Origin of the sequence: Psychromonas sp. (genome assembly GCF_047632955.1) — a bacterium.
Classification (GTDB): Bacteria; Pseudomonadota; Gammaproteobacteria; order Enterobacterales; family Psychromonadaceae; genus Psychromonas.
Genome location: NZ_JBLIED010000004.1, coordinates 141295 through 161722, shown reverse-complemented (window position 1 = coordinate 161722; position 20428 = coordinate 141295). Strand labels below are relative to the sequence as shown.

The following is a 20428-nucleotide window of genomic DNA, read 5'->3' as shown; positions in this document are numbered from 1 at the left end:
TAAAAAGCTTAATTACCGCATACGAATCACTCATGATTCATAACCTTAAGTTCGTCGTACCCCATTAACCAATATGGACTCTTTTTCCGCCAACCTCTTAATATCTCGACAATATCTTTTGGATAAAATAGCTTGCATTGTGCACTGCCGATCTGTTTTTTTTGCACTAATCCTTGTTGTTCAGCTTGTTGCCCAGCGTTAATGAAATGAACTTCAAACGTATCCCTATAACCAATATAGAGCTCCTTTGAATATTGTTGGCGAATACTATCAGGCAGCGTGAGGTGGTTTTTTAAAGGGTTGGGTAAAGCAATATCTTCACTTTGATGCAGGCTTGAACATTTGTCATAATTTACACCCAGTAGCAGCGTTTTGGTGTTAGTACTTACCACTTCAGCAAAGCCGTTATCTATATAATCTTGAGCATCCCTCCCCCAAGCAGCGAGACGAAATACCCCCGTACTGGTGACGACATCATCACGCGTTAAGAACTCATCAACAATCACCCCCATGCCACTTCGCTCTTCACTGCGATCATTTAAAATATTGAGTTTTAAATTTATTTCATTTTTATGATCTTCTGCAATTAATGGCAAAGCTTTTGATAAATAAAAGGCCGACATTAACAACAGACCATTTGCACCGACGGCGGCCATTAAAGCATTTACTACGCTTACAGCTCCGCCCTCAATATAACCGAAGCTGCTTAACGAACTATGAACTTCAAGGCAGTCTCCTTTGTTAATACCAAATTCTACAAAGGATTGAATTAAATTTTCTTGATTAATGTTCGATTGGAAAATATTTATTGTCATTGATTAATAATCGAGCACGAGAAAAACAAAAGAAAAAATCATTTAAACACCAAGGTTTTAATGTTGAATGTTAAGAAATCAAACAAAGTACGCGCCACATGGTTTGCAATTTAACCGTTTAAATAACAATAAAAATCGCATAGTACGGACTCTCGCGGGAAGCATCTTTTCTGTAAGCCATAAATAGTAAGCAGCTTACATAAGAAGATTTTATGGTACGTAATAAATAGAGATAAGAATGTGAATAATATCAATGAGTGCCGCCATAACCAATAATCCCACCTTGTGGGATTGTTTTCCCTTAAAATGCAAATGTCGTATTGGTCTCAAAAAACATCACTTACTCTGTGCATACTTATTGCCAATTCCAAGACTATAAATATTTAAAACGCGACAAATTATTGCTAACGATTGCTCACAATCATTTTGAGCATAAACCATAACTAATGGATGGGTACCTAAATGAAAAAACTGAAATTAATAAGTGTGGCTGCAAGTTTAATGCTGGCATCGTCATATTCTTTTTCCCAAAGTGTGACTCTTGATATAACCGCTTGGAAAGGTAATGCAGCAGAGCCTGCAGGTTTTCCTGAGCTAGTGAAAAAATTCGAAGCTGAAAATCCGGATATTAAAGTTAAGTTAAGCTACATCAGTCGAGGTGATACCGATGTTGTCATCCCACCTAGATTGCAAGGAGGTACGGCGCCTGATGTGATGATGGTAGACATGCCTTTAGTCAAATTATGGGGAGGCTCTGGCTTTTTAGATAACCTTGGTCTTGACAGTGCTTGGTATTCAACGGTCGCACCTGCCATTAAAGATATCATCGTTACCAATGGTAAGTTGTATGTTCAGCCTATCGAACTTGTTGGTCTGGGAAATTTCGTCAATACAGATTTAATGAAACAAGTCGGCATTAACCATCCACCTCTATCGGTTGATCAATTATTGGACGCCTGTAAAAAACTTGATGCAGCGGGAATAGCGCCAATGCTATTTGCACCAGGATTTACTGGCACCTTATTTACCGTCGCTAATGGTCTTAAGCGCTCAACCGCTAAACCGGAAGCTTTAGGAACTGGTGAAGCCACATTTGTTGATGATAAAGGTTTCAATGACTCCTTTGATATTGTTCGCGATCTGATTGATGCCAAATGTTTTGACCCTAAGATTCAAGCAGGACTTGATACATGGGGAACGTCTTTGACTGAATTCCGTTCTGGTCGTGTTGCCATGTTAATGCAGGGTGCTTGGAATATTAAATCATTCTCTGAAACTGAAGGGCTTAATTACACATTTTCTCCTATCCCAGGACCAGATGGAAATGGCATCGGAGTCGATACTTTCGGAATGGGCTGGGCTATTAGCTCAACATCAAAACATAAAGCAGCAGCACGTAAATTCCTTGATTTCTTTAGTATGGATGAAAACTTATCTGTCGTACTTAAAGATGAATCTGCTTATAGCCCGTTTATTGGCGGAACTAATGGTGTACCAGCATTAGCAGCTACTAACAATAAAGCGAGAAATGCCGGAAATATAGTGATGTGGCCTGTTTTTGTTAACCATTGGCCTGCGGAGCTACTACCTGAAACGATTGATGGTCTTGCGCGTTTATTGCTAGATCCAAAAAAACCAAATGAAGAGATATTCGAGATGTGGGATCAAGTCGTAGAAGACAGCCTCTAATACCGGCCACCTTGTTACGAATCTAATCATTAATACGAGCCTTTAATAAAATAGTTCGTTGCGACTCAATTGAGAAAACTCTGTTCAGTTACAGCGAGCTATTAAAGTCAACCTTAAAGATGAAACTATCTTTCTATATTGATTGAATATCGTACTTTAGTACGGAGATTTTATGTTTAATAATAAAATGAAAATTTATATTTTAACTATTCCAGCATTGATAGTGCTGTGTATATTTTTTATATACCCTATTGCCCTGTCCGTTAAAATGAGTTTTACCGATTTTACGGGTGTTGGTATTGCCAATAACATTGGTTTTGATAACTATGAGCGCATATTTTCCCGACAACGCTATTTTGATGCAATCCTAACGACATTAAAATTTTCAATGATCGTGGTTGTTGTGCAGAACTTACTGGGTTTATTTTTTGCCTCGATGTTACATCGATTACCTGCAATTCGTAATTTTAGCCGTGCAGCCTTGTTCACACCAGCCATGATGTCGTTTGTGATAGTGGGTTATGTTTGGCAGTTTATTTACTCTCCCTATAATGGAGGGCTTAATGCACTGTTAGGCTCAATTGGCTTAGAATCTTTTCAACGCGCCTGGTTAGGCGACCCATCTACTGCATTATTTGCAATTACCGCGGCTCATATTTGGATGTTTGCTGGATACTCTTGTGCTATTTATCTTGCGGGATATGCCAACATTCCGGATGATATTCAAGAAGCTGCTCGATTAGACGGAGCCAAATCCTGGGACCGTTTTAGATATATGGAATTGCCTCTACTGGCTCCCACTATCACTATCAATGTCATTTTAGCAACCATCGGAACATTAAAAACCTTCGAATTACCATTCATCATGACTCAAGGCGGACCTGCTGGTGCCACTCGCACATTAAGCTTAGAAATCATGAACAACTTATTTGGCAGCTACAAATTCGGTTTCGCTAGTTCACTATCTATTGTAATGCTGATCGTAATGATAATGGTTGTATTCTTTATGAATCGATTCTTACGTAAACGGGAGGAACAAGCATGAGCGCCTCAATTAATAGTTCGCAGCGGTTAAATACAGCAGGAAAAAAAGTGAGTAAACGAGCGAAGAAAAGATTCACCGCAATTTTTATAAATGGGCTCATATTATTAATGGTCATCGGAATGCTAATTCCTGTTGCTTATATGGTCATGATGTCTTTTAAAACAGGCACACAGATTGCAAATGATCCTTTGGGGTTGCCAACCAGTTTTTACTTCGGAAATTACATTAATGCACTGGAAAATATGAACTATTTCCGCAGTGTATTGAACTCGGTAGGGATCACTCTGTCAGTCGTTGTGATTGTCTCCCTTATTGGTTCAATGGCAGCATATCCATTAGCAAGAGTCGGTGGTATTTTTACCAAATCAATTATATTGATTGTATCGCTAGGCATGGCGATGCCAACTTTCGTTAACATAACGCCAATATATGTGATTTTTAGAGACTTGGGGCTATTAGATTCCTATTTTGGCATCATCCTTGTGTTTACTGCTTTAAATCTACCGTTGGCGATTTTCTTCTTTACTGGGTTTATTGGTGCTATTCCAAAAGAGCTGGAAGAAGCGGCTAAATTGGACCGATGTACTTATTGGCAAACCTATTGGTATGTGATCCGACCTTTACTTGGCTCTGCAACCGCAACCTTGTCGCTATTTGTTATGTTGATGGTCTGGAATGATTTTCTTTACCCTCTGTTGCTCTTGACTGATGACAACAAATTTACCGTAATGGTTTCTGTATATCGATTTATTGGCAACCGCAACATTGAACCCGATATGTTATTTCCTGCGGCAGTATTGGGGTCATTACCTTTATTGGTATTATTTATGTTCTTCCAACGACGTATTCTTTCTGGTGTAACTGCAGGGGCGGTGAAGTAAAAAAACATTGTAAATTGAATTCATGAGCGATTGAATATTCAATTGCTTTATTTAAAAACAGAATAAAAAGAGTGAGAATATGGCCATTATAAAATTAGATAAAGTAACCAAATCATTTGCTGACACCGAAATCATTCACGGTGTTGACTTAGATATTGGACATGGTGAGTTTGTGGTATTTGTTGGCCCATCTGGCTGCGGTAAGTCTACATTATTACGTTTAATTGCGGGGTTAGAGGAGATCACTGACGGTGAGCTTCTTATTGATGGTGAGGTTATGAACGAGGTTGATGCAGCACAACGAGGCGTCGCAATGGTGTTTCAAAGCTATGCGCTTTATCCTCATATGACTGTGGAAGAAAATATGGGCTTTGGACTGAAAATGGCACGCCTATCAAAAGAAGCTGTAAAAAAGCAGGTTTTAGTTGCAGCGAAGTCCCTGCAATTAGATCCGTTATTATCTAGAAAGCCTAAAGAATTATCGGGTGGTCAACGACAACGTGTCGCGATAGGTCGTGCTATCGTTCGTGATCCTAAAGTGTTTCTATTTGATGAGCCGTTATCGAACCTTGATGCAGAGCTGCGAGTTGATATGCGTTTGCAGATTGCCAAGCTTCATCAAGAGTTAAAGAATACAATGGTCTATGTGACGCATGACCAAGTTGAAGCGATGACATTGGCCACTAAAATAGTCGTACTACGAGCTGGACGAATAGAGCAAGTAGGCTCTCCTTTGGAACTTTATCACACGCCTGCAAATCAGTTTGTTGCTGGTTTTATTGGATCCCCTAAAATGAACTTTATTCCTTGTGAGGTTTTAGAGGTGAGCAAGATATCCATGACACTACAGACAAAAGATAAGCAGAAAATTAAGCTGCCGGCAATGTTAAACAATATGTCAAAATCTGCAGAGTTGGGAGCAACCGTCACACTTGGTATTCGCCCTGAACATTTGGATATCAGTACCGATTTTCCGCTGAACTTAACCTTCCAAAGCGAAGTGGTTGAGCGGCTCGGCAATAGTACCTATTTATATGGACAAAGCGGAGGTATTGATGGGTTTAAAGTGCATTTGCCTGGGGATAAAAAGGTTGAGACTTATCAGAATTTAATGCTAAGTTTTAAAGAGGAAGACTGTCATTTGTTTGATGCAAATGGGTTATGTTTAACAAGTTAGCTTGTGTTTAAGTTGGAAGCACAAGTTTATATCCACTCACTTCTTACATATTGAGATCGATTGAGTATAAACTGAATGATAGAGTAAAAGGGAACCCACTCCTTTTTTAATGAGTGATAAACTATAAGTACTTATCTAAAAAATATCAATCAACCACCGATCGTTGTTAGATTTTAATTTGATTGAACTAAAAATATGGCTCAGATCCATTAAGTTGCTGTCTTTGATACGCAACCTGCAATATTTACTAATAATTTAACTTTAAGTAAATTTTTCTGAGCCAAGCTAGGTAATACGATAAACACATAAGAATGATGTTGAAGCACAATAAAGAGGATTTATAATGGCTAGCAATCAAGGTAATCAATCACTTAACAAGGCTATTGACATTATTGATGCCATTGCTGATGGGCATCAGCAATTAAAAGGAATTTGCGATTATTTGAATTTACCAAATTCGACCGTCCACCGTATTATCCATGGATTAATCGCAGCAAGGTATGTACGAGATGTAAAAGGCATTGGCTTGGTATTGGGCACAAAAATGATTCAACTCGGTAATCGCGCTCAAAAAGATATGCCACTGAAAGAGATTTCTCATCCCTACTTATGTGAATTGGCAGAGCTGACTAATGATACTGTTCATCTTGGAATTAAAGATGAAGATGAGGTGTTTTATCTCGATAAAATATTGGGAAACCGCTCTATTCAACTACGCTCCCAAGTGGGGGATCGCCTCCCTCTTGCTGGCACAGGGATAGGAAAATCACTTATGATTGATATGCCAACAACAGAAATGAAACGTTTAATCAACAAGCAACCTAACCTCGATGTTGATTCTTTACTATCGAGAATGAAGGAATACGCTAAGCATGATTACAGCTTTGATTTAGAAGACAGCGAAGAATTAGTACGTTGTGTTGCGGTGCCAATCCGTAATAAGCACAACAACATCATCGCGGCTATATCTGTTACTAGCATCACCCCTTATATGTCAGACTCTCGCATGGTCGAATTGATTGAAGTTATCCGAGGATTTAGTAAGCGCATATCAGAAAAAATTAATTAACCTAAAACTTTTTTCAAATTGATTAGGATCTGTTAATAATTTCGATATCAATGCATTAAGTTCGCATTAATAAAGATACTGGCCGGGATCGAAAGAAACTGTTTGTGCCGCGCATTGATGGGGAGTATTAAATAAGCCGTTTTGGTAAGGCAAGGGATAAGCACGCCAATTGGATTTTTGCCACAAGCTGTCCCCACTGCACGTACTGCTTTTGGGTTCTCTAGTTGCTTTGTAACTTCACCATAGCTCATTGCATCCCTCTTTAATACTCAGTAATAATTGTCATACCTTAATCTGGAATGCAGTTCCCCTAATATCGAGAGAAACATCGGGCCTAGGTGCGCCTTGACTGAGATGCTTGTCTAAGGCTTTCATCCTGTTATCCAGCCCGGAAGCATTCTGCGCCTCAGAAAGGATAAGTTTGGCTTTAGGAAACTCTTTAGCCAACAGGGAAATAGAGTACCTTCAATATCACCAAACAGCACAGTGCAGATCCCCTTATTTGTTGCTGCCATTATCATCTGTCTGAGCGCAGTCATAGTAAACACCTGCACGATAAGCTTCAGGCGTCACTCTTTCATGAAACCAATAATCGTATTGCTTTTGAAACGTTAGAAATATTATGTCGTTATTTAGGATGTACTGTAGGAGAGCTTCTTGAAGTTTCTGATGACTAAACTATTTGCAGTAAACTAAGGGTAATAATGTGGTCTACAAATGGGTGACTTTTGGTCCTTTTTATTTTTCAGGAAATATTTCTAGGGAAGCTAAAACGCAAAAATCAACCATAAGAGGTAAATATCACTCCTAAAATAGAACTCCCATCCTTGAAGTTATCTGCAACATTAACGGCAAAGGAAGTACAAAGGGTATCTTCTGAGTATTTACACCTATCTTTTAAAAAACTAGAAAAATGTAACATGCCAATATTATTATTGTTAGATGAAGTTCAGCATTTGGCTACCGATAATAAATTTAAACCTTTTACGTCTGCACTTAGAGGGTTTATGGTGAATAGAAGCGATCAAAAAGTTAAAGGTATATTTACTGGTTCTAGCCAACAAGGTTTAACTAGGCTTTTTAATGACACCAAAGCTCCCTTTTATAACTCTAGTCAAACATTAACATTCAAAGAACTAGGAGAGGACTTTGTTACCTTTGAATTGAATGTCTTTAAGAAAAGAACAGGTGTTGAGTTAGATTTCGATAAAACAAAGAAGTTATTTGATAAGCAAAACAAAGCCCCTGCTCGCCTTGTTGAGCTACTAGCTATGATGGTTTTGGATAGTGTTCATGATATAGATGAAGGCGCACGTAGATTTGATGATGATATTGAAAAGAGTCAAAGTAAAACTAATAAAGATATTGTGGATGGGCTTAACGAACTCGATATTGTAATCTTTAAGCTGATCGCAATGGGATCAGGTAATGGGCTTTATACCCCCGCAGGTGAAGCTAAGATTAAAGCCCTTTCATCAGGTAAAGCCGCGACAAGTAAAACGTCGATTAGTAACTCAATTAATAGACTCAAAGACAAGGGATTAATATACAGCCCCAAGAGAGGAAAGTGGGTTCTTGAAGATCCAAGTTTTAGAGATTTCCTTCTTGAACTAAATCAGTAAGTAAAAGATACCGTTTCCGTTGTCCTGGTCCACCAGCTATTTATTAACGGAAACCAGTAAATATAGGAAACGAATTTGATACGGAGATAATCAAAAACCGCAATAAATGCAGCTTTTGATTATTGTTTTTTCCTTGTTTGGTATGCGCGTTGATACTCGCGCATGATCAGCATCACGCCCGTTAGCCCTCTTTGCACCAGTCGGTAGCTGTTTATGAGGAATACTGGCCGCTAAATCAGCCTGTTCCGCTAAATCAAAATCTCGTCTATCACCACGGCCAGCGCTCCGCGCTTTTTCGTTGGCATCAATCAAGTGTTCATGGTTCAAAGAGCCATCGGCAACCATCCTATTTATTTTGTCACGGTGAGCCGCCCTATAACTCAATCCTGCCAACGGTGTTCCGGCTGGCAGGTTGTGCCGTTCTCTGTACTCATGTGCTGTTACTCCATGAGCGCGCTAATAACTAACGGAATACTAGTTAAGTGGCAGGGGAAGCCTCCATTAAGTATTTTATTAGTTCGCTCATTGCGTCACCGGATAATTCAGTTGAGCATGAAGCCGTTTTATTTCCAAAAACCCTTAACGGTTTAACGACTAAGGATTGATCACCAACAGTAAAGTGAGCTTGAAATAACTCCGCGCTTTTGTTCGGCAAATAGCCCCACACAAACACGCAAGCAGGAGATTCGTGATGATAAATAAGACCTCTCCAACCTTGAAAATCCCCCTCAACAATTAACCATTTACCTAAAAAAATATCTAAATCATCTTGGTAATTCATGTTTATCTAATCCTTTTTAGAGTATAGCTACTTAAAATGTCCGTTTCCGCTGGCTGAATGTTTTCATGGAACTACGCAACTCTCACCAATATTTCAGCAATCTTTTCAGCCTCAGTTCTTTCATCTGAGTTACTTTTGTTTTCAATGCACCATTGCGATAACTTGTCTTGAATGAACTTCAACAAATCAACTGATTCTTTCCTAAGACCTGCACTTAACCCCTGCTGATAAAATGAAAGCATAGCATCTACTTCGCCATCTAAACCTACTTTTACTTTACTGGAATAACGAGATTTTTGTTGGAAGAAATAGTATTCTTCACCAAAAAAAAACGTTCTATCTTCAATATCAAATGCTGTGCTTGATGGTGCAAAACTCATTTCATGATTACTAAAAAAAGTTTTAGATATTGATGCTTGAGCGTGGTCGAGTGTCGCCTGTAAGTCATCAAATGAACATTCAGATATTACAGATTCATTTGAAAATAAATTATTGTAATATAGAGAGACTGTTTTTTGTTTTGACACTATAAAATCAACACTGTCATTAACCTCAATGGTATTTCCGTTTTGTCTTATTTCTGCGTTAAATGCAAATGTCATATTCGTTGGTTTGCAAACATTAAAATAATGTTCGATTATTTCTCTATCACAAAGAAACGCCCTAAAATTTGTGCTTAAAATAGTATAGGGAAAGTGCAACTTTAATATCGCTTTAACTTTTTTATAGTCAACAAAGCTGATTCCACAATCATCAATGCTATTTCTTGCTTCATCATATCTTTGATCGAAAATATCCCGATTGTCACTGCTGATTATTACTGTTTTGGTTGGCAATTTTAACTCCTACTTTTTAGATAGTGCAATGAATATAGGGTATACAAATAGTTGAGCATTACTGATAAATAGCTCGCAGTTTAAATTATCTACCGTTTCCGCTGTCCTGGTCCACCAGCTATTTATTAACGGAAACCAAAAAAGTAACAGGCACAAAAGCCGTAGAAAATACGGCTAATGGTTCTAGGGGTATTGTCAACTTATCGGTCGAGGCCGAGTGAATTCGTACAAACACACCTTAATCTAAATTTTGGACGCAACTAGCCCTATTCCATTCTGCGAAGGAACGATCGCGGAAAATGCGATAATGTTTAGCTTTCAGTAAATGACGACAAGGTCGAAACAAGTTATTTACTACTCCATGGCAACTCAAAAAACGTTGTGCTTGCCCATGGGATTTGAACCGCCGCATCTGTTTTTCTTGTTGTCGGGTAGGTTGATGTGACAATTCACAATGGTTATTTTCGTATTGCACCGTAGAGTGCTCAACACTTGGCATCAGAACTCTTTGAGCTGCTGAATAACTACGAAGTTTATCGGTAACTACCTTAAGTGGCACTGCTTGTTGCCCCTTTAATAGTCTCTTAAAGAAACGCATGGCAGCCCTTTTATCCTTGCGTTTTTGCACCAAAACATCTATTTCATCACCGTCTTGATCTACCGCTCGCCAAAGGTAGTGCAATACGCCATTAATCTTAATAAAGACCTCATCTAGATACCAAGTATCACCAAGCTGACCACGGTTCTTTTTTATCTGATTACAGTAAATCGAACCATATTTTTTACACCACTGACGGATCGTTTCATAACTGACAACGACACCTCTAGCTGCAAGTAACTCTTCGATATCACGAAAGCTGAGTGTAAAACGATGATAAAGCCAAACTGCATGGCTGATAATTTGGGCAGGATAACGATAACCTGCATAGATATTTGAATTTTTCACTAGCAGATTATCACATAATTTGAAGAGCCGTTATTAAGTTGACAGTACCGATAATTCACATCCATTGTTTTCATACTGAACTGTCGAGTGGTCGACACTTGGTATTAGTTCTTTTTTTGCAGCTGAATAGCTTGCTAATTTATCTGTCACAATCTTTAACGGCGCCATTCCCTGCCCTTTCAATAATCGCTTAAAGAAACGCATCGCTGCTTTTTTATTTTTACGTTTCTGAACCAAAATATCGATCTCGTCACCATCTTGATCTACCGCTCGCCACAGATAATGTCAAACACCGTTAATTTTGACAAACACCTCATCCAGATACCATGTGTCACCGAGTTGCCCTCGATGCGAGTAATTCCTCGATATCTCGATATCTCGAAAACTAAGCGTAAAACGGTGATAAAGCCAAACTGCATGACTGATGATTTGTGCAGGATAACGATAACCTGCATAGATATTAGAGTTTTTCATCAGCAGATTATCGCATAATTCGGAACGTGTTCGTTAAGTTGACAATACCGAGTCTTGAACTCGTCGATAAGATATTGAAAATATGCTCGCGAAAATATCCTAGAGCCTGGGTTAGCTACTCTATTTAGAGCTCGTACATAAGTTCGCATTAAATTCTTCGATTATTCACTTTATTGTTGACAAGGGGGAGTCCACATAAGTTGACAGTACCTTATTTGAGCTGTTCGGCGACCTTTATCGCTTCAAAAATTGCTAATTTAATTCCTTCCGAATAATCATCTTCATACAAAATGGAGCTAATAATCTGATGCAATAATTCTTTGTTAATAACATTATCAGCCACCCAAACAGCAATATTTTCCATATCTCTTACAAAACGTTTCACAATATAGTCAAAACCATTCAGCTCCAGAAAGTAAGCGCCTAATGCTAAAGATGAACGCTTATTGCCATCAGTAAATGCGTGGTGCTTATTAATAGAAAAAACCAAATGCGTTAGTTTGTCTTCCATTTCCGGGTAATAATCATCATTTTGAATATGCTCTAACGGACTTGCTAATTGGCCAAGATCTTTATTACCGCCCCGCCCACCGGAGTTTTCAATGATCCAGTCATGAGTTTGCACAGCGTGAACGATATCAAAGTATAAAAACCGCGTTGTACTATTCATATCAGCGATCCTTCAACCGTTTGAATACTGCGAGAGTCTCTTGATCGCTTAGCTGTTCTTTCAGTGACTTGCTTTTTTCACCCAAAAAGCGCTCGAAGTCAGCTTCAGGCACAGATTGAATATAGGCTTCCAATTTTTCATGCAAGGCGTCTCTGAAGCACAAATCCCGGCTGGCCATCTTGGTTCTGGCATCCAAGATTAACGGCTTAAATAGAGGATGCTGTTCAAAGCTGGCGAATAAATTCTCGGCTTCTTTTTGAGTCAGCTTGCGGTTTTGTGCTTTGCTAGCTTTTTCCAGTTCATGCGCAATACCAGACTCAAAGCTGGCGATCAGGTTCAACACCTCTGAATACATGGTTTCGCGAATTTTTTCTTTTTCTGCCAGCTTTAACACCTTTTTATATTCCGTTGCGTTTTCATGGAAAATACTTTGGTAGATCAGGTTGGTAAAGCGAGCATATTTCCAGTGATTCCCTTCAACATAGTTATCCAGTGCATCGGTAAACTGGCGACGATAATTTTCTTCCTGAAACGCGGCCAGCAAGTAGTTTTCATCACGCTGATTAATGAATTTGGTGTGGCCCCCCGCCAGCTCGGCCATTACATCCAATACAATGTCTAAGAGACGAGAGCGCAAAAGCCTTGCAGGCTCGCTCTCCGTTAACAACATGCCTATGTTGAGCACTGCACGAAATGAAAACACACCAAGTACACTCGTTTTGGTACCGTCATTGATGTCGGCACCATAGTCCAATGCTTTGAATTCCTTGAGCTTAGCGCCTCTTAGAAGAAAGTAACCATTACTTTTAAGTTCATCACCATGGCTTGCTAGATACCGTTCAATTGTACGGTCACTGATATCGAACAAAGTCATCACTTGTTGTTTGGTGAACACCGTTTCACCTTTAAAAGTCACGCCACCCAGCGCCAAATACAGCTCAGCCTGCTGTAAGGCATAGCGGTTATTCAGGATATTTTGGCGGTCATGCAAGGATTCGGTTAAATCTTTAGTCATCTGTTATTTCTTCTTCCGTAAAATGAAACCATGTTCTGCCATGTTACCACATAGAAACTGTTAGGAAGTAGCTTCGCCAGCGTAAGCCCTTTTGTACCAAGTGGTATTGTAACTTATCAAACTGAGCCGAATAAGTTCGACTAAATATCCCCTAAACTAAATTTTGGACACAACTACCCGTTCCCATTCGGTAAATGAACGATCGCGGAAAGCAGGATAATATTTAGCTTTGAGTAAATGGCGACCAGGTCGAAAAAAATTATTCACCACCCCATGGCAAGGTATTGTCAACTTATTCACTACTGAGTCGAATAAGTTCGACTAAATATCCCTTAAACTAAATTTTGGACACAACTAACCCTATCCGGCACTGTCAACTTTACAGCACCTCAACCAATTGTGCGATAATCTGCTGATGAAAAATTCAAATATCTATGCAGGTTATCGTTATCCTGCCCAAAGCATAAGCCACGCAGTTTGGCTTTATCATCGTTTTACGCTCAGCTTTCGTGATATTGAAGAGTTACTTTCAGATAGAGGGATTGTTGTTAGTTATGAAACGATTCGTCAGTGGTGTGAAAAAATGGCTCAATTTACTGCAGCCAAATAAAAAAGAGTCGCGGCCAGCTTGGTGATACTTGGTATCTGGATGAAGTTTTTATTAAGATTAATGGCGTATTGCATTACCTTTGGCGAGCAGTAGATCAAGACGGTGATGAAATAGATATTTTGGTGCAAAAGCGCAAGGATAAAAGGGCAAGGGATGATGCCGTAAAAGATTGTGACGGATAAATTGGCAAGTTATTCTGCAGCTAAAAAAGAATTAGTACCAATTGTCGAACACTCGACCATTCAGTATGAAAACAATGGATGTGAATTATCACATCAGCCCACTCAGCAACAAGAAAGGCAAATGCGGAAGTTTAAATCTCACGGACAAGCTCAACGGTTTTTGAGTTGCCATGGCGTGATTAATAACTTGTTTCGACCTGGCCGTCATTTAATGCAAGCGAAACATTATCGTCTTTTCCGCGATCGTTCCTTCGTCGAATGGGATAGGGTTAGTTGTATCCAAAATTTAGCTTAGAGCGAATTTTAGTGGATTTGCTTGGTTAAACTCGATAAGTTGACAGTACCTCATCGCTTACTCCAATCCTTAATACTTTTCCATAGTGCTCGACCACCGATTTTTTTAATTTCATCTGCTGTTCGTTCAATGGCTTCTTTCTGTTTTTCCACACTGATTTGTTGCGCTTCCAAGAACATATTCTGGTTACTCATTACTATAAGAGAAGTTGCAATTTCTTTTGCACGATTTGTGATCATTTTCTGAATGCTGTCCCTTGGTACGACAGCATAAACTAAATCAGCATTGAGAGCGTTAGCCATCTCTTTTAGCTGATTAATTGTGATCTCACCTTCTGCTTCACGACGTTCTAGAATAGAAACTTTATTGCGAGTAAAACCAAGACGTAATGCTAGCTGAGCGCCAGACATATCTAAAGCTTTCCGTATGGTTCGAATCCATCCTTCCTTCGGCATAGGAGGAACTACCACAGACATAGCTGAGTCAGCTTTATCGCGGCGTTGTTTGACAACGACAGCCTTAACGCTGTTATTGTTGAAACCAGCTAAATTGTCGTAGCTTCTTTGTAGTATTTTCATTTCACCATAACTATGTATATCATTTGAGATACATAGTAGCATACTTTGCATCTCAAATGAGATACAAATTATATTTCAGTGTATGTATTATTTGATACATTATATACTTTATGTATGTAAGCGCGCAGTTAAGCAGTGCAAAATTTCTAAGTTTTGTGCCCCATAGCGTGCTAGAAATCCAAATAAAAAACGACAAAGCCTACAAACGTAGGCTCCCAAATAATATTAAATATACATTAGTTACAGGGGATTAACTGCATTTCTCGCACTGAATCTATCGGCTAATTGCACTGCATCGGCTATCGCTAGCTTTGATTCGTAACCATAACGGGCACCGGGAGATCTACAGGTCCATATATGGCGTAATATGTTAGCGAAAAGCGAGTTACATTTGTCGAGTATAGCTAACCCATCACTGCAAACTTCAAGTGTTAGTGAACCATGGTCAACCCATTTTCCCGTTTCCATACGGCGCATTCCTCCATCAAGCGATTTAATCTTTCCAATGTCATGCAATACTGCACCAGTGATCGCTAAATCTGTTTCTATTTGTGTTTTTAATGGTAATTCAGAAACTATTTCTGCTACTTCAACGGAATGTTCAAGTAGCCCACCGGGTTTGTTATGGTGGTAATTTAAGCTTGCTGGTGCTTGCGTAAAAGGGATGCACACCTCTATCGGTACTAATACATCTGCGAGAAAATTTACCAATGAACTGTTTTCTATTCTTCCGATCACGTTCTTTAAACGCACTAAGTCTTGCGGTTTAGGTGTGTTATATGAAGGCAAACTATTCAGTGCAAAAGATTTGTTGATATAGCAGGAATTAATTGGCATCAGCTTAGTGATATTAACGTAAACACTCTTACCATAATGCTTAATTTCAGCTTCTACCTCGATAAACGTGCCATGTGCGAGTTCATTTGCACAATTTGGTTGCTCAAACATGAACATCGCCACGGTGCCGTTAACATCAGAAACTAATAACTTCCAATAAGGACGCTGGTTTTTATCAAAGAGTAATAAGAACCCAGCAAGGCGATATATACCTTGGATATAATTGAGCTGTAAAAGTTGCGCCATATTCAACTCAGGTTGCACCTGTACTGATTTGCTGTGATTTGCTTGATATGAGTTATTCATGTTCATTCTCCTTCCCTGTTTCAGATTGAATATAACGATCAAATGCACTGCCATCTTGGCGTGTTAAGTTCGGTACATAACGTGAGTAAACTCGAAAGAGCATTGTAGTAGTGGTATGCCCCATTTGTTGGGCTATCCACTCAGGCGATTCACCAGCGGCTAATAATAATGTCGCAAACGTATGCCTTGTTTGGTAAGGGTTACGATATTTTAGGCTTAACCGTTTAAGCATCGGTTCCCATATAACCCGACTGATCGTTTGGTAGTTAAACGGTTTTCCATCTGCTTTACAAAATACGAATGGCCCAAGGTGTTTTGTTGCTTTCATCTGCATTTTAAGCACCAAGACGACTCTGTCTGTTAATTGCACCGAACGATTAGAGCCATCTGTCTTGGCATCGGTCATTTCCCCCTTAACTAGGCTTTGATCGATATAAAGTTGTTTGCTCTCCAAATCGACTTTATCCCAGTGCAAACCATCAATTTCACCTGTGCGAAGTCCCGTGAATAAACGTACTGTGTAATAAGCTTTAAAATCATCTGGAGCGACTTTAATTAACTTTTCTACCTCAGCTAAGGAGAATGGGTTTACTTCTGTACGTGGTATTTTTAACGCCTTGATATTTTTCCAAGGCGAGGTAAACTCATATCTATCAGCGGCTTCATTGAGCAGCATTCTTAATGGCGTCATAATATGATTGATGCGTGAAGCTGATAGTGTTTTTTTAGTTCGAGTCTGAACTTTGGCGAGGGCAGCTCGGAACGTTAAAATGTCTTGTTTTTTGATGACGCTGATCTTCATTTTTCCAAATGCTGGAAGAATGTGTGAATCTAAAATCCCCTGTATCGACTCTTTATGGCTTTTACGCCATTCAACGACTTTTTCAGCAAACCAAATATCGGCAAATTCATTAACTGTTGGTGCATCAACGCTATTGAAATAAGTTGAAGCAGTTTGTTTGCGTTGGTTAAGCTCTGCGAATTTCTCAAGCATATTACTTTTTGGAAAGTACTTAGCATATTCGAAACTGTTCATAAGAATTTCAGCATCGATTATTTTTAACAGTTTTTCCATTCGTTTGCGATTTGCAGGGCTATCTAGCAATTGCGTTTGTTCTCTACAACGCACATTATTAAATCGGAAATCTACGACTATTTTTTTATTTCTAACGCTGACAGTTCCCATAATTTACATCCCCAACGTTAAAGTATTTAATGAAACGCCATGCAACATATCTTCTTCAATACGCTCCCATAGATATAAAATTTTCCGACCACCAAATGGGCGAATGTAATGCACACCTTCAAATAGCACAGAATCTTTTAATTGTTCACGAATTGTTCTTTGATCATATTTAATGCGATCCGATAACTCGGAAGTTGTCATATATGTAATATCCATTGTACAATCTCCTAATAACTTAATTTTGTATCAACAGACGTTAAAAGTCTGCTACAGAACAAATGTAGCACAAAAAAAGACCATTACAACCTTTTTAAGTCTATAGGAGACTTTTATTTTCTGGAGAAGACTTTGCTGAAGTGTCATTTATCAAAAATAATGGGCGAAAAACGCCTTAAAATGAGCGACGTGTCTAGAGATACAGGAATAAATCCTGGAACGATCAGACGTATGTTTAATGAAACAGCAACAAGAGTTGAATTAAATGTGGTTGAAACTCTATGTGAATATTTAAAAATTGAAGTGGGAGATCTTTATGAACTTCCGAAGAAAAATATAGAAGGATAAATAGAAGAATAGGATTTCAGGTGCTTCAATCCCGGCACAATTTTTTATGCAAAAAAACGGGTTGGACACCATCTGGTCACCGTTTGGTCACCGAAATTATTTTAGGATGTTTTTTAGGAAGGCTAAAACGCAAAAATCAACCATAACAGGTTGATTTCTAAGTTCTTTACAAGAAAGAATAATTGGAGCGGGCAGTGGGAATCGAACCCACATTATCAGCTTGGAAGGCTGGAGTAATAGCCATTATACGATGCCCGCATAATTTTTTAAATTGTAGCTTAAATAGTAAAAAACAATGCACTGCATTGTAAATTACTTTGCAATGCATAAATGCGTTGCGTTTCACAATGTGGCGTTGTGAAATAAATATGGTGGAGGGGGACGGATTCGAACCATCGAAGCTTTCGCGGCAGATTTACAATCTGCTCCCTTTGGCCACTCGGGAACCCCTCCTAGACTTAAATGGTGCCGACTACCGGAATCGAACTGGTGACCTACTGATTACAAGTCAGTTGCTCTACCAACTGAGCTAAGTCGGCTCCGTCTAAGTGGTGCGAATAATAGAGAAGTTGGACAAAGCTTGCAAGCCTTTATTGGAAATACTTGGCATTTATTGACTGTTTGCTTAAAAACAAATCAACTAACTATATTTTCGTCTACAAATCAAACAGGCAGCTGCTTTATTGATAATATTTTCTAATAAGAATCATATTCTGGCACGGGGAAAGCATAGGAAAATAGAGCTTAATAACAATCCCTTGAAGAAAGCAATAAAGTCTTTTCAAGGGAATGAGAATCAACATCGACGCACTTAATTTGCCAAGCGTAAGGAGATTTCTCCGCCGATAAACTCTTTGACCTGCCCGTCCATCTCCAATAACAGCGCGCCGTGAGCATTTACACCGCGGCAGATGCCCGTCGAGGTGGTATCTGCGATCAGTAAATTGACCTGCTTATCTAAAAAACAGTCCAATTCAAACCAGCGCGATAAATAAGGCGTTAAACCGGATTTTTCATAGCGGGGTAATAAATGCTGCAGCTCTTTAATTAAGGTTGCACTTAATAAGTTTCGATCTACGCCCGCCGGCATTAGAGTGTTTAAATCAGCCCAGGGTTGATCTATTAATTTTGCCTGTTCAGGCGGCATTTTGATATTAATACCGATGCCAATCACGCAGTGGCAAGTGGCTGTTGCTTGAGCATTTAACTCAATTAAAATACCCGCTAATTTTTTGCCCTGATAATAAAGATCGTTTGGCCATTTTAAGGAAACACCCTCGATGCCCATTTTCCCCAGCGCATTAACCGCAGCGATCCCCGCCAGTAAACTCAGCCCGGACACTTTATCTATACCGGAATCGAAACGCCAATAAAATGAAAAATACAGATGCGACGCAAAGGGGGAAACCCAAGTGCGCCCTCGTCTTCCCCTTCCTGCTAACTGATATTCAGCAATACAGGTTTGCCCATTTTCTAAATTAGGAATTTGATCTAATAAAATTTGATTTGTCGAATCAACAATTTGCTCAACTTTTATATTTTCATAACCGCAATATTGGCGAATTTTCTGCTCATTTAATAAATTAATCACAGTCGCACTTTGATAACCACGCCCGGGCACTTTATAAATATCTAAGCCAATACCCTGTAACCCTTTTATATAATTATTGACCGAGGTGCGGGAAACACTTAAAAGCTGGCCAATTTTTTCACCCGAATGAAACTCACCGTCGGCAAGTAACCTTAAAAGAATATTACCCTGTTCATTCAGTTCCGACATTTGTTAACCGCCTCAGTTAAGTTGCTCTCGCCCGTCGCGCAGATAAAGCGCACTTCGTGTTCTAATTTTATATTAAATTTATCTTTTACTGTGCTGCGTACCAGATTCGCCAATTGGATAACATCGGCCGCAGAAGCGTTGTTTTGATTAATTAACACCAGCGCTTGCTGCTGATGCACCGCCGCACCGCCAATATGAGTGCCTTTTAGGTTGGCCTGCTCAATCAGCCACCCTGCCGCCAATTTTACCTGCCCATCCGCCTGCGGGTAATGGGGCATGTGCGGATATAAAACCAGTAACTGCTGTGAGTGTTGCGCTGTTACTAATGGATTTTTAAAGAAACTGCCGGCATTACCCAACTTGTCCGGATCGGGTAATTTTTCACTGCGAATCTGGCACACAGAGGCAAAAATCTGTTTGGCGCTCACGGGTTGATCAGTCGTGACTGCATTTTGCAGCCGGCCATAGTGATTATGCGCTTGCCATTCTTTGGTCAATTTAATAGTTACTTTGGTGATTAAGGCATCCTGCATTTTTGTTGTTTTAAAAATACTGTCACGATAGGCAAATAAACACTCTTTGGCGCTCAAACGCTGTAATGCACCCGACTTCAAATCAAGATATTCAACGGACTCACAAAAATCTTTAAATTCTGTGCCATAGGCGCCGATGTTTTGCACCGGTGCGGCGCCAACAACTCCGGGAATCAAGGCTAAGTTTTCCAGTCCGTTGATGCCTTTATCGATACAGTCGGCGACTAACTTATGCCAGTTTTCTCCCGCTGCGACTTCTAAGAGAAAACTATCAGCAGATTCAATTATCTCGACACCCGACAAATCAACCTTGATCACCAAGCCTGAAAAATCTTCACAGAACAATATATTGCTGCCGCCGCCTAAAATTAAGAGCGGTTTATTTTGTACGCGGGTGGTTTTCACCAAGGCTAAGAGTTCGGGGATCTGTTTAAGATTGTTAAAATGAAATAATATCTGTGCTTTAACATCAATAGAGAAAGTATTAAAAGCCTTGAGAGAAGTATTATTTTCGATCATCATTGTTCCGCTATGTGA

The 20428-nt window shown here is 39.4% G+C and carries 26 protein-coding genes and 3 tRNA genes; 11 read left to right on the top strand and 18 right to left on the bottom strand.

Annotated elements, in window-relative coordinates; all coding sequences use genetic code 11:
• Nucleotides 1–26: 26 nt before the first annotated feature.
• A complete protein-coding gene (locus ACJAZP_RS05035; RefSeq protein ID WP_415229642.1) occupies nucleotides 27–815 on the bottom strand; it encodes an AAC(3) family N-acetyltransferase in 789 nt (262 codons plus the stop codon).
• Between the two features lie 462 nt (nucleotides 816–1277).
• Here ACJAZP_RS05035 and ACJAZP_RS05030 point away from each other — a divergent pair, with 462 nt between their 5' ends.
• The 5 genes from ACJAZP_RS05030 to ACJAZP_RS05010 all read left to right on the top strand — a co-directional run bounded on the left by ACJAZP_RS05030 (nucleotide 1278) and on the right by ACJAZP_RS05010 (nucleotide 6676).
• Nucleotides 1278–2504, top strand: coding sequence for an ABC transporter substrate-binding protein (locus tag ACJAZP_RS05030; protein WP_415229641.1), 1227 nt, complete (start codon nucleotides 1278–1280; stop codon nucleotides 2502–2504).
• 172 nt (nucleotides 2505–2676) lie between these two features.
• The gene (locus ACJAZP_RS05025; RefSeq protein WP_415229640.1) at nucleotides 2677–3549 is read left to right on the top strand and encodes a carbohydrate ABC transporter permease; all 873 of its coding nucleotides are present in this window, start codon (nucleotides 2677–2679) and stop codon (nucleotides 3547–3549) included.
• Entirely contained in the window at nucleotides 3546–4430 is an 885-nt protein-coding gene (locus tag ACJAZP_RS05020; protein ID WP_415229639.1) for a carbohydrate ABC transporter permease, read from the top strand. The genes ACJAZP_RS05025 and ACJAZP_RS05020 overlap by 4 nt, the downstream gene beginning before the upstream one ends.
• Before the next feature lie 79 nt (nucleotides 4431–4509).
• On the top strand, nucleotides 4510–5607 hold the full coding sequence (locus ACJAZP_RS05015) for an ABC transporter ATP-binding protein (protein ID WP_415229638.1): 1098 nt from the start codon (nucleotides 4510–4512) through the stop codon (nucleotides 5605–5607).
• A 343-nt stretch (nucleotides 5608–5950) separates the two neighbouring features.
• A complete protein-coding gene (locus tag ACJAZP_RS05010) occupies nucleotides 5951–6676 on the top strand; it encodes an IclR family transcriptional regulator (RefSeq protein WP_415229637.1) in 726 nt (241 codons plus the stop codon).
• Between the two features lie 47 nt (nucleotides 6677–6723).
• Here the strand turns inward: ACJAZP_RS05010 and ACJAZP_RS05005 are convergent, their stop codons facing one another.
• The gene (locus tag ACJAZP_RS05005) at nucleotides 6724–6927 is read right to left on the bottom strand and encodes an MGMT family protein (protein WP_415229636.1); all 204 of its coding nucleotides are present in this window, start codon (nucleotides 6925–6927) and stop codon (nucleotides 6724–6726) included.
• 219 nt (nucleotides 6928–7146) lie between these two features.
• On the opposite strand from ACJAZP_RS05005, the gene ACJAZP_RS05000 reads away from it, so the two are divergent.
• Complete coding sequence (locus tag ACJAZP_RS05000; protein WP_415229668.1) at nucleotides 7147–7353, top strand: helix-turn-helix domain-containing protein; 207 nt, start codon at nucleotides 7147–7149, stop codon at nucleotides 7351–7353.
• A 150-nt stretch (nucleotides 7354–7503) separates the two neighbouring features.
• The gene (locus ACJAZP_RS04995) at nucleotides 7504–8298 is read left to right on the top strand and encodes a hypothetical protein (RefSeq protein WP_415229635.1); all 795 of its coding nucleotides are present in this window, start codon (nucleotides 7504–7506) and stop codon (nucleotides 8296–8298) included.
• A 90-nt stretch (nucleotides 8299–8388) separates the two neighbouring features.
• Here ACJAZP_RS04995 and ACJAZP_RS04990 read toward each other — a convergent pair whose 3' ends face one another.
• From ACJAZP_RS04990 to ACJAZP_RS04960, 7 genes are all read right to left on the bottom strand, one after another.
• Nucleotides 8389–8691 carry a hypothetical protein gene (locus ACJAZP_RS04990; RefSeq protein WP_415229634.1) on the bottom strand — a complete coding sequence of 101 codons (303 nt, stop codon included), beginning with the start codon at nucleotides 8689–8691 and terminating at the stop codon, nucleotides 8389–8391.
• An 85-nt stretch (nucleotides 8692–8776) separates the two neighbouring features.
• Nucleotides 8777–9079: a hypothetical protein gene (locus ACJAZP_RS04985; RefSeq protein WP_415229633.1), complete on the bottom strand. Its 303-nt coding sequence runs from the start codon at nucleotides 9077–9079 to the stop codon at nucleotides 8777–8779.
• A 71-nt stretch (nucleotides 9080–9150) separates the two neighbouring features.
• The gene (locus ACJAZP_RS04980; protein WP_415229632.1) at nucleotides 9151–9915 is read right to left on the bottom strand and encodes a hypothetical protein; all 765 of its coding nucleotides are present in this window, start codon (nucleotides 9913–9915) and stop codon (nucleotides 9151–9153) included.
• A 238-nt stretch (nucleotides 9916–10153) separates the two neighbouring features.
• Nucleotides 10154–10861: an IS6 family transposase gene (locus ACJAZP_RS04975; RefSeq protein ID WP_415229631.1), complete on the bottom strand. Its 708-nt coding sequence runs from the start codon at nucleotides 10859–10861 to the stop codon at nucleotides 10154–10156.
• 33 nt (nucleotides 10862–10894) lie between these two features.
• Complete coding sequence (locus tag ACJAZP_RS04970) at nucleotides 10895–11140, bottom strand: DDE-type integrase/transposase/recombinase (protein ID WP_415229667.1); 246 nt, start codon at nucleotides 11138–11140, stop codon at nucleotides 10895–10897.
• A gap of 406 nt (nucleotides 11141–11546) precedes the next feature.
• Nucleotides 11547–12005: a type II toxin-antitoxin system death-on-curing family toxin gene (locus tag ACJAZP_RS04965; RefSeq protein WP_415229630.1), complete on the bottom strand. Its 459-nt coding sequence runs from the start codon at nucleotides 12003–12005 to the stop codon at nucleotides 11547–11549.
• Between the two features lies 1 nt (nucleotide 12006).
• Nucleotides 12007–13020, bottom strand: a complete 1014-nt coding sequence (locus ACJAZP_RS04960; RefSeq protein WP_415229629.1) for a DNA-binding protein — start codon at nucleotides 13018–13020, stop codon at nucleotides 12007–12009.
• Between the two features lie 415 nt (nucleotides 13021–13435).
• Here ACJAZP_RS04960 and ACJAZP_RS04955 point away from each other — a divergent pair, with 415 nt between their 5' ends.
• The 3 genes from ACJAZP_RS04955 to ACJAZP_RS04945 all read left to right on the top strand — a co-directional run bounded on the left by ACJAZP_RS04955 (nucleotide 13436) and on the right by ACJAZP_RS04945 (nucleotide 14107).
• Complete coding sequence (locus ACJAZP_RS04955) at nucleotides 13436–13630, top strand: hypothetical protein (RefSeq protein WP_415229628.1); 195 nt, start codon at nucleotides 13436–13438, stop codon at nucleotides 13628–13630.
• Nucleotides 13631–13698: 68 nt separating this feature from the next.
• The gene (locus ACJAZP_RS04950; protein WP_415229627.1) at nucleotides 13699–13812 is read left to right on the top strand and encodes a DDE-type integrase/transposase/recombinase; all 114 of its coding nucleotides are present in this window, start codon (nucleotides 13699–13701) and stop codon (nucleotides 13810–13812) included.
• Nucleotides 13802–14107, top strand: coding sequence for a DDE-type integrase/transposase/recombinase (locus tag ACJAZP_RS04945; protein WP_415229626.1), 306 nt, complete (start codon nucleotides 13802–13804; stop codon nucleotides 14105–14107). The genes ACJAZP_RS04950 and ACJAZP_RS04945 overlap by 11 nt, the downstream gene beginning before the upstream one ends.
• 50 nt (nucleotides 14108–14157) lie before the next feature.
• On the opposite strand, the gene ACJAZP_RS04940 is transcribed toward ACJAZP_RS04945, so the two are convergent.
• The 4 genes from ACJAZP_RS04940 to ACJAZP_RS04925 form a co-directional block, all read right to left on the bottom strand.
• Entirely contained in the window at nucleotides 14158–14685 is a 528-nt protein-coding gene (locus ACJAZP_RS04940; RefSeq protein WP_415229625.1) for a mobile mystery protein A, read from the bottom strand.
• Nucleotides 14686–14925: 240 nt separating this feature from the next.
• Entirely contained in the window at nucleotides 14926–15828 is a 903-nt protein-coding gene (locus tag ACJAZP_RS04935) for an HD domain-containing protein (protein WP_415229624.1), read from the bottom strand.
• Nucleotides 15821–17014 carry an Arm DNA-binding domain-containing protein gene (locus tag ACJAZP_RS04930; protein ID WP_415229623.1) on the bottom strand — a complete coding sequence of 398 codons (1194 nt, stop codon included), beginning with the start codon at nucleotides 17012–17014 and terminating at the stop codon, nucleotides 15821–15823. The genes ACJAZP_RS04935 and ACJAZP_RS04930 overlap by 8 nt, the downstream gene beginning before the upstream one ends.
• Before the next feature lie 3 nt (nucleotides 17015–17017).
• On the bottom strand, nucleotides 17018–17230 hold the full coding sequence (locus ACJAZP_RS04925; RefSeq protein ID WP_415229622.1) for a hypothetical protein: 213 nt from the start codon (nucleotides 17228–17230) through the stop codon (nucleotides 17018–17020).
• Between the two features lie 132 nt (nucleotides 17231–17362).
• Between ACJAZP_RS04925 and ACJAZP_RS04920 the strand changes: the two genes are divergently transcribed.
• A complete protein-coding gene (locus ACJAZP_RS04920) occupies nucleotides 17363–17578 on the top strand; it encodes a helix-turn-helix domain-containing protein (RefSeq protein ID WP_415229621.1) in 216 nt (71 codons plus the stop codon).
• Between the two features lie 183 nt (nucleotides 17579–17761).
• Here ACJAZP_RS04920 and ACJAZP_RS04915 read toward each other — a convergent pair.
• The 5 genes from ACJAZP_RS04915 to murB all read right to left on the bottom strand — a co-directional run bounded on the left by ACJAZP_RS04915 (nucleotide 17762) and on the right by murB (nucleotide 20413).
• Nucleotides 17762–17836 (bottom strand) — tRNA-Gly (locus ACJAZP_RS04915).
• Between the two features lie 111 nt (nucleotides 17837–17947).
• Nucleotides 17948–18031 (bottom strand) — tRNA-Tyr (locus ACJAZP_RS04910).
• Nucleotides 18032–18041: 10 nt separating this feature from the next.
• Nucleotides 18042–18117: transfer RNA gene (locus ACJAZP_RS04905), tRNA-Thr, on the bottom strand.
• Nucleotides 18118–18389: 272 nt separating this feature from the next.
• Nucleotides 18390–19358, bottom strand: a complete 969-nt coding sequence (birA, locus tag ACJAZP_RS04900) for a bifunctional biotin--[acetyl-CoA-carboxylase] ligase/biotin operon repressor BirA (RefSeq protein WP_415229620.1) — start codon at nucleotides 19356–19358, stop codon at nucleotides 18390–18392.
• Nucleotides 19346–20413: a UDP-N-acetylmuramate dehydrogenase gene (gene murB / locus ACJAZP_RS04895; protein WP_415229619.1), complete on the bottom strand. Its 1068-nt coding sequence runs from the start codon at nucleotides 20411–20413 to the stop codon at nucleotides 19346–19348. Before murB ends, birA begins: the two co-directional genes overlap by 13 nt.
• Nucleotides 20414–20428: the final 15 nt, after the last annotated feature.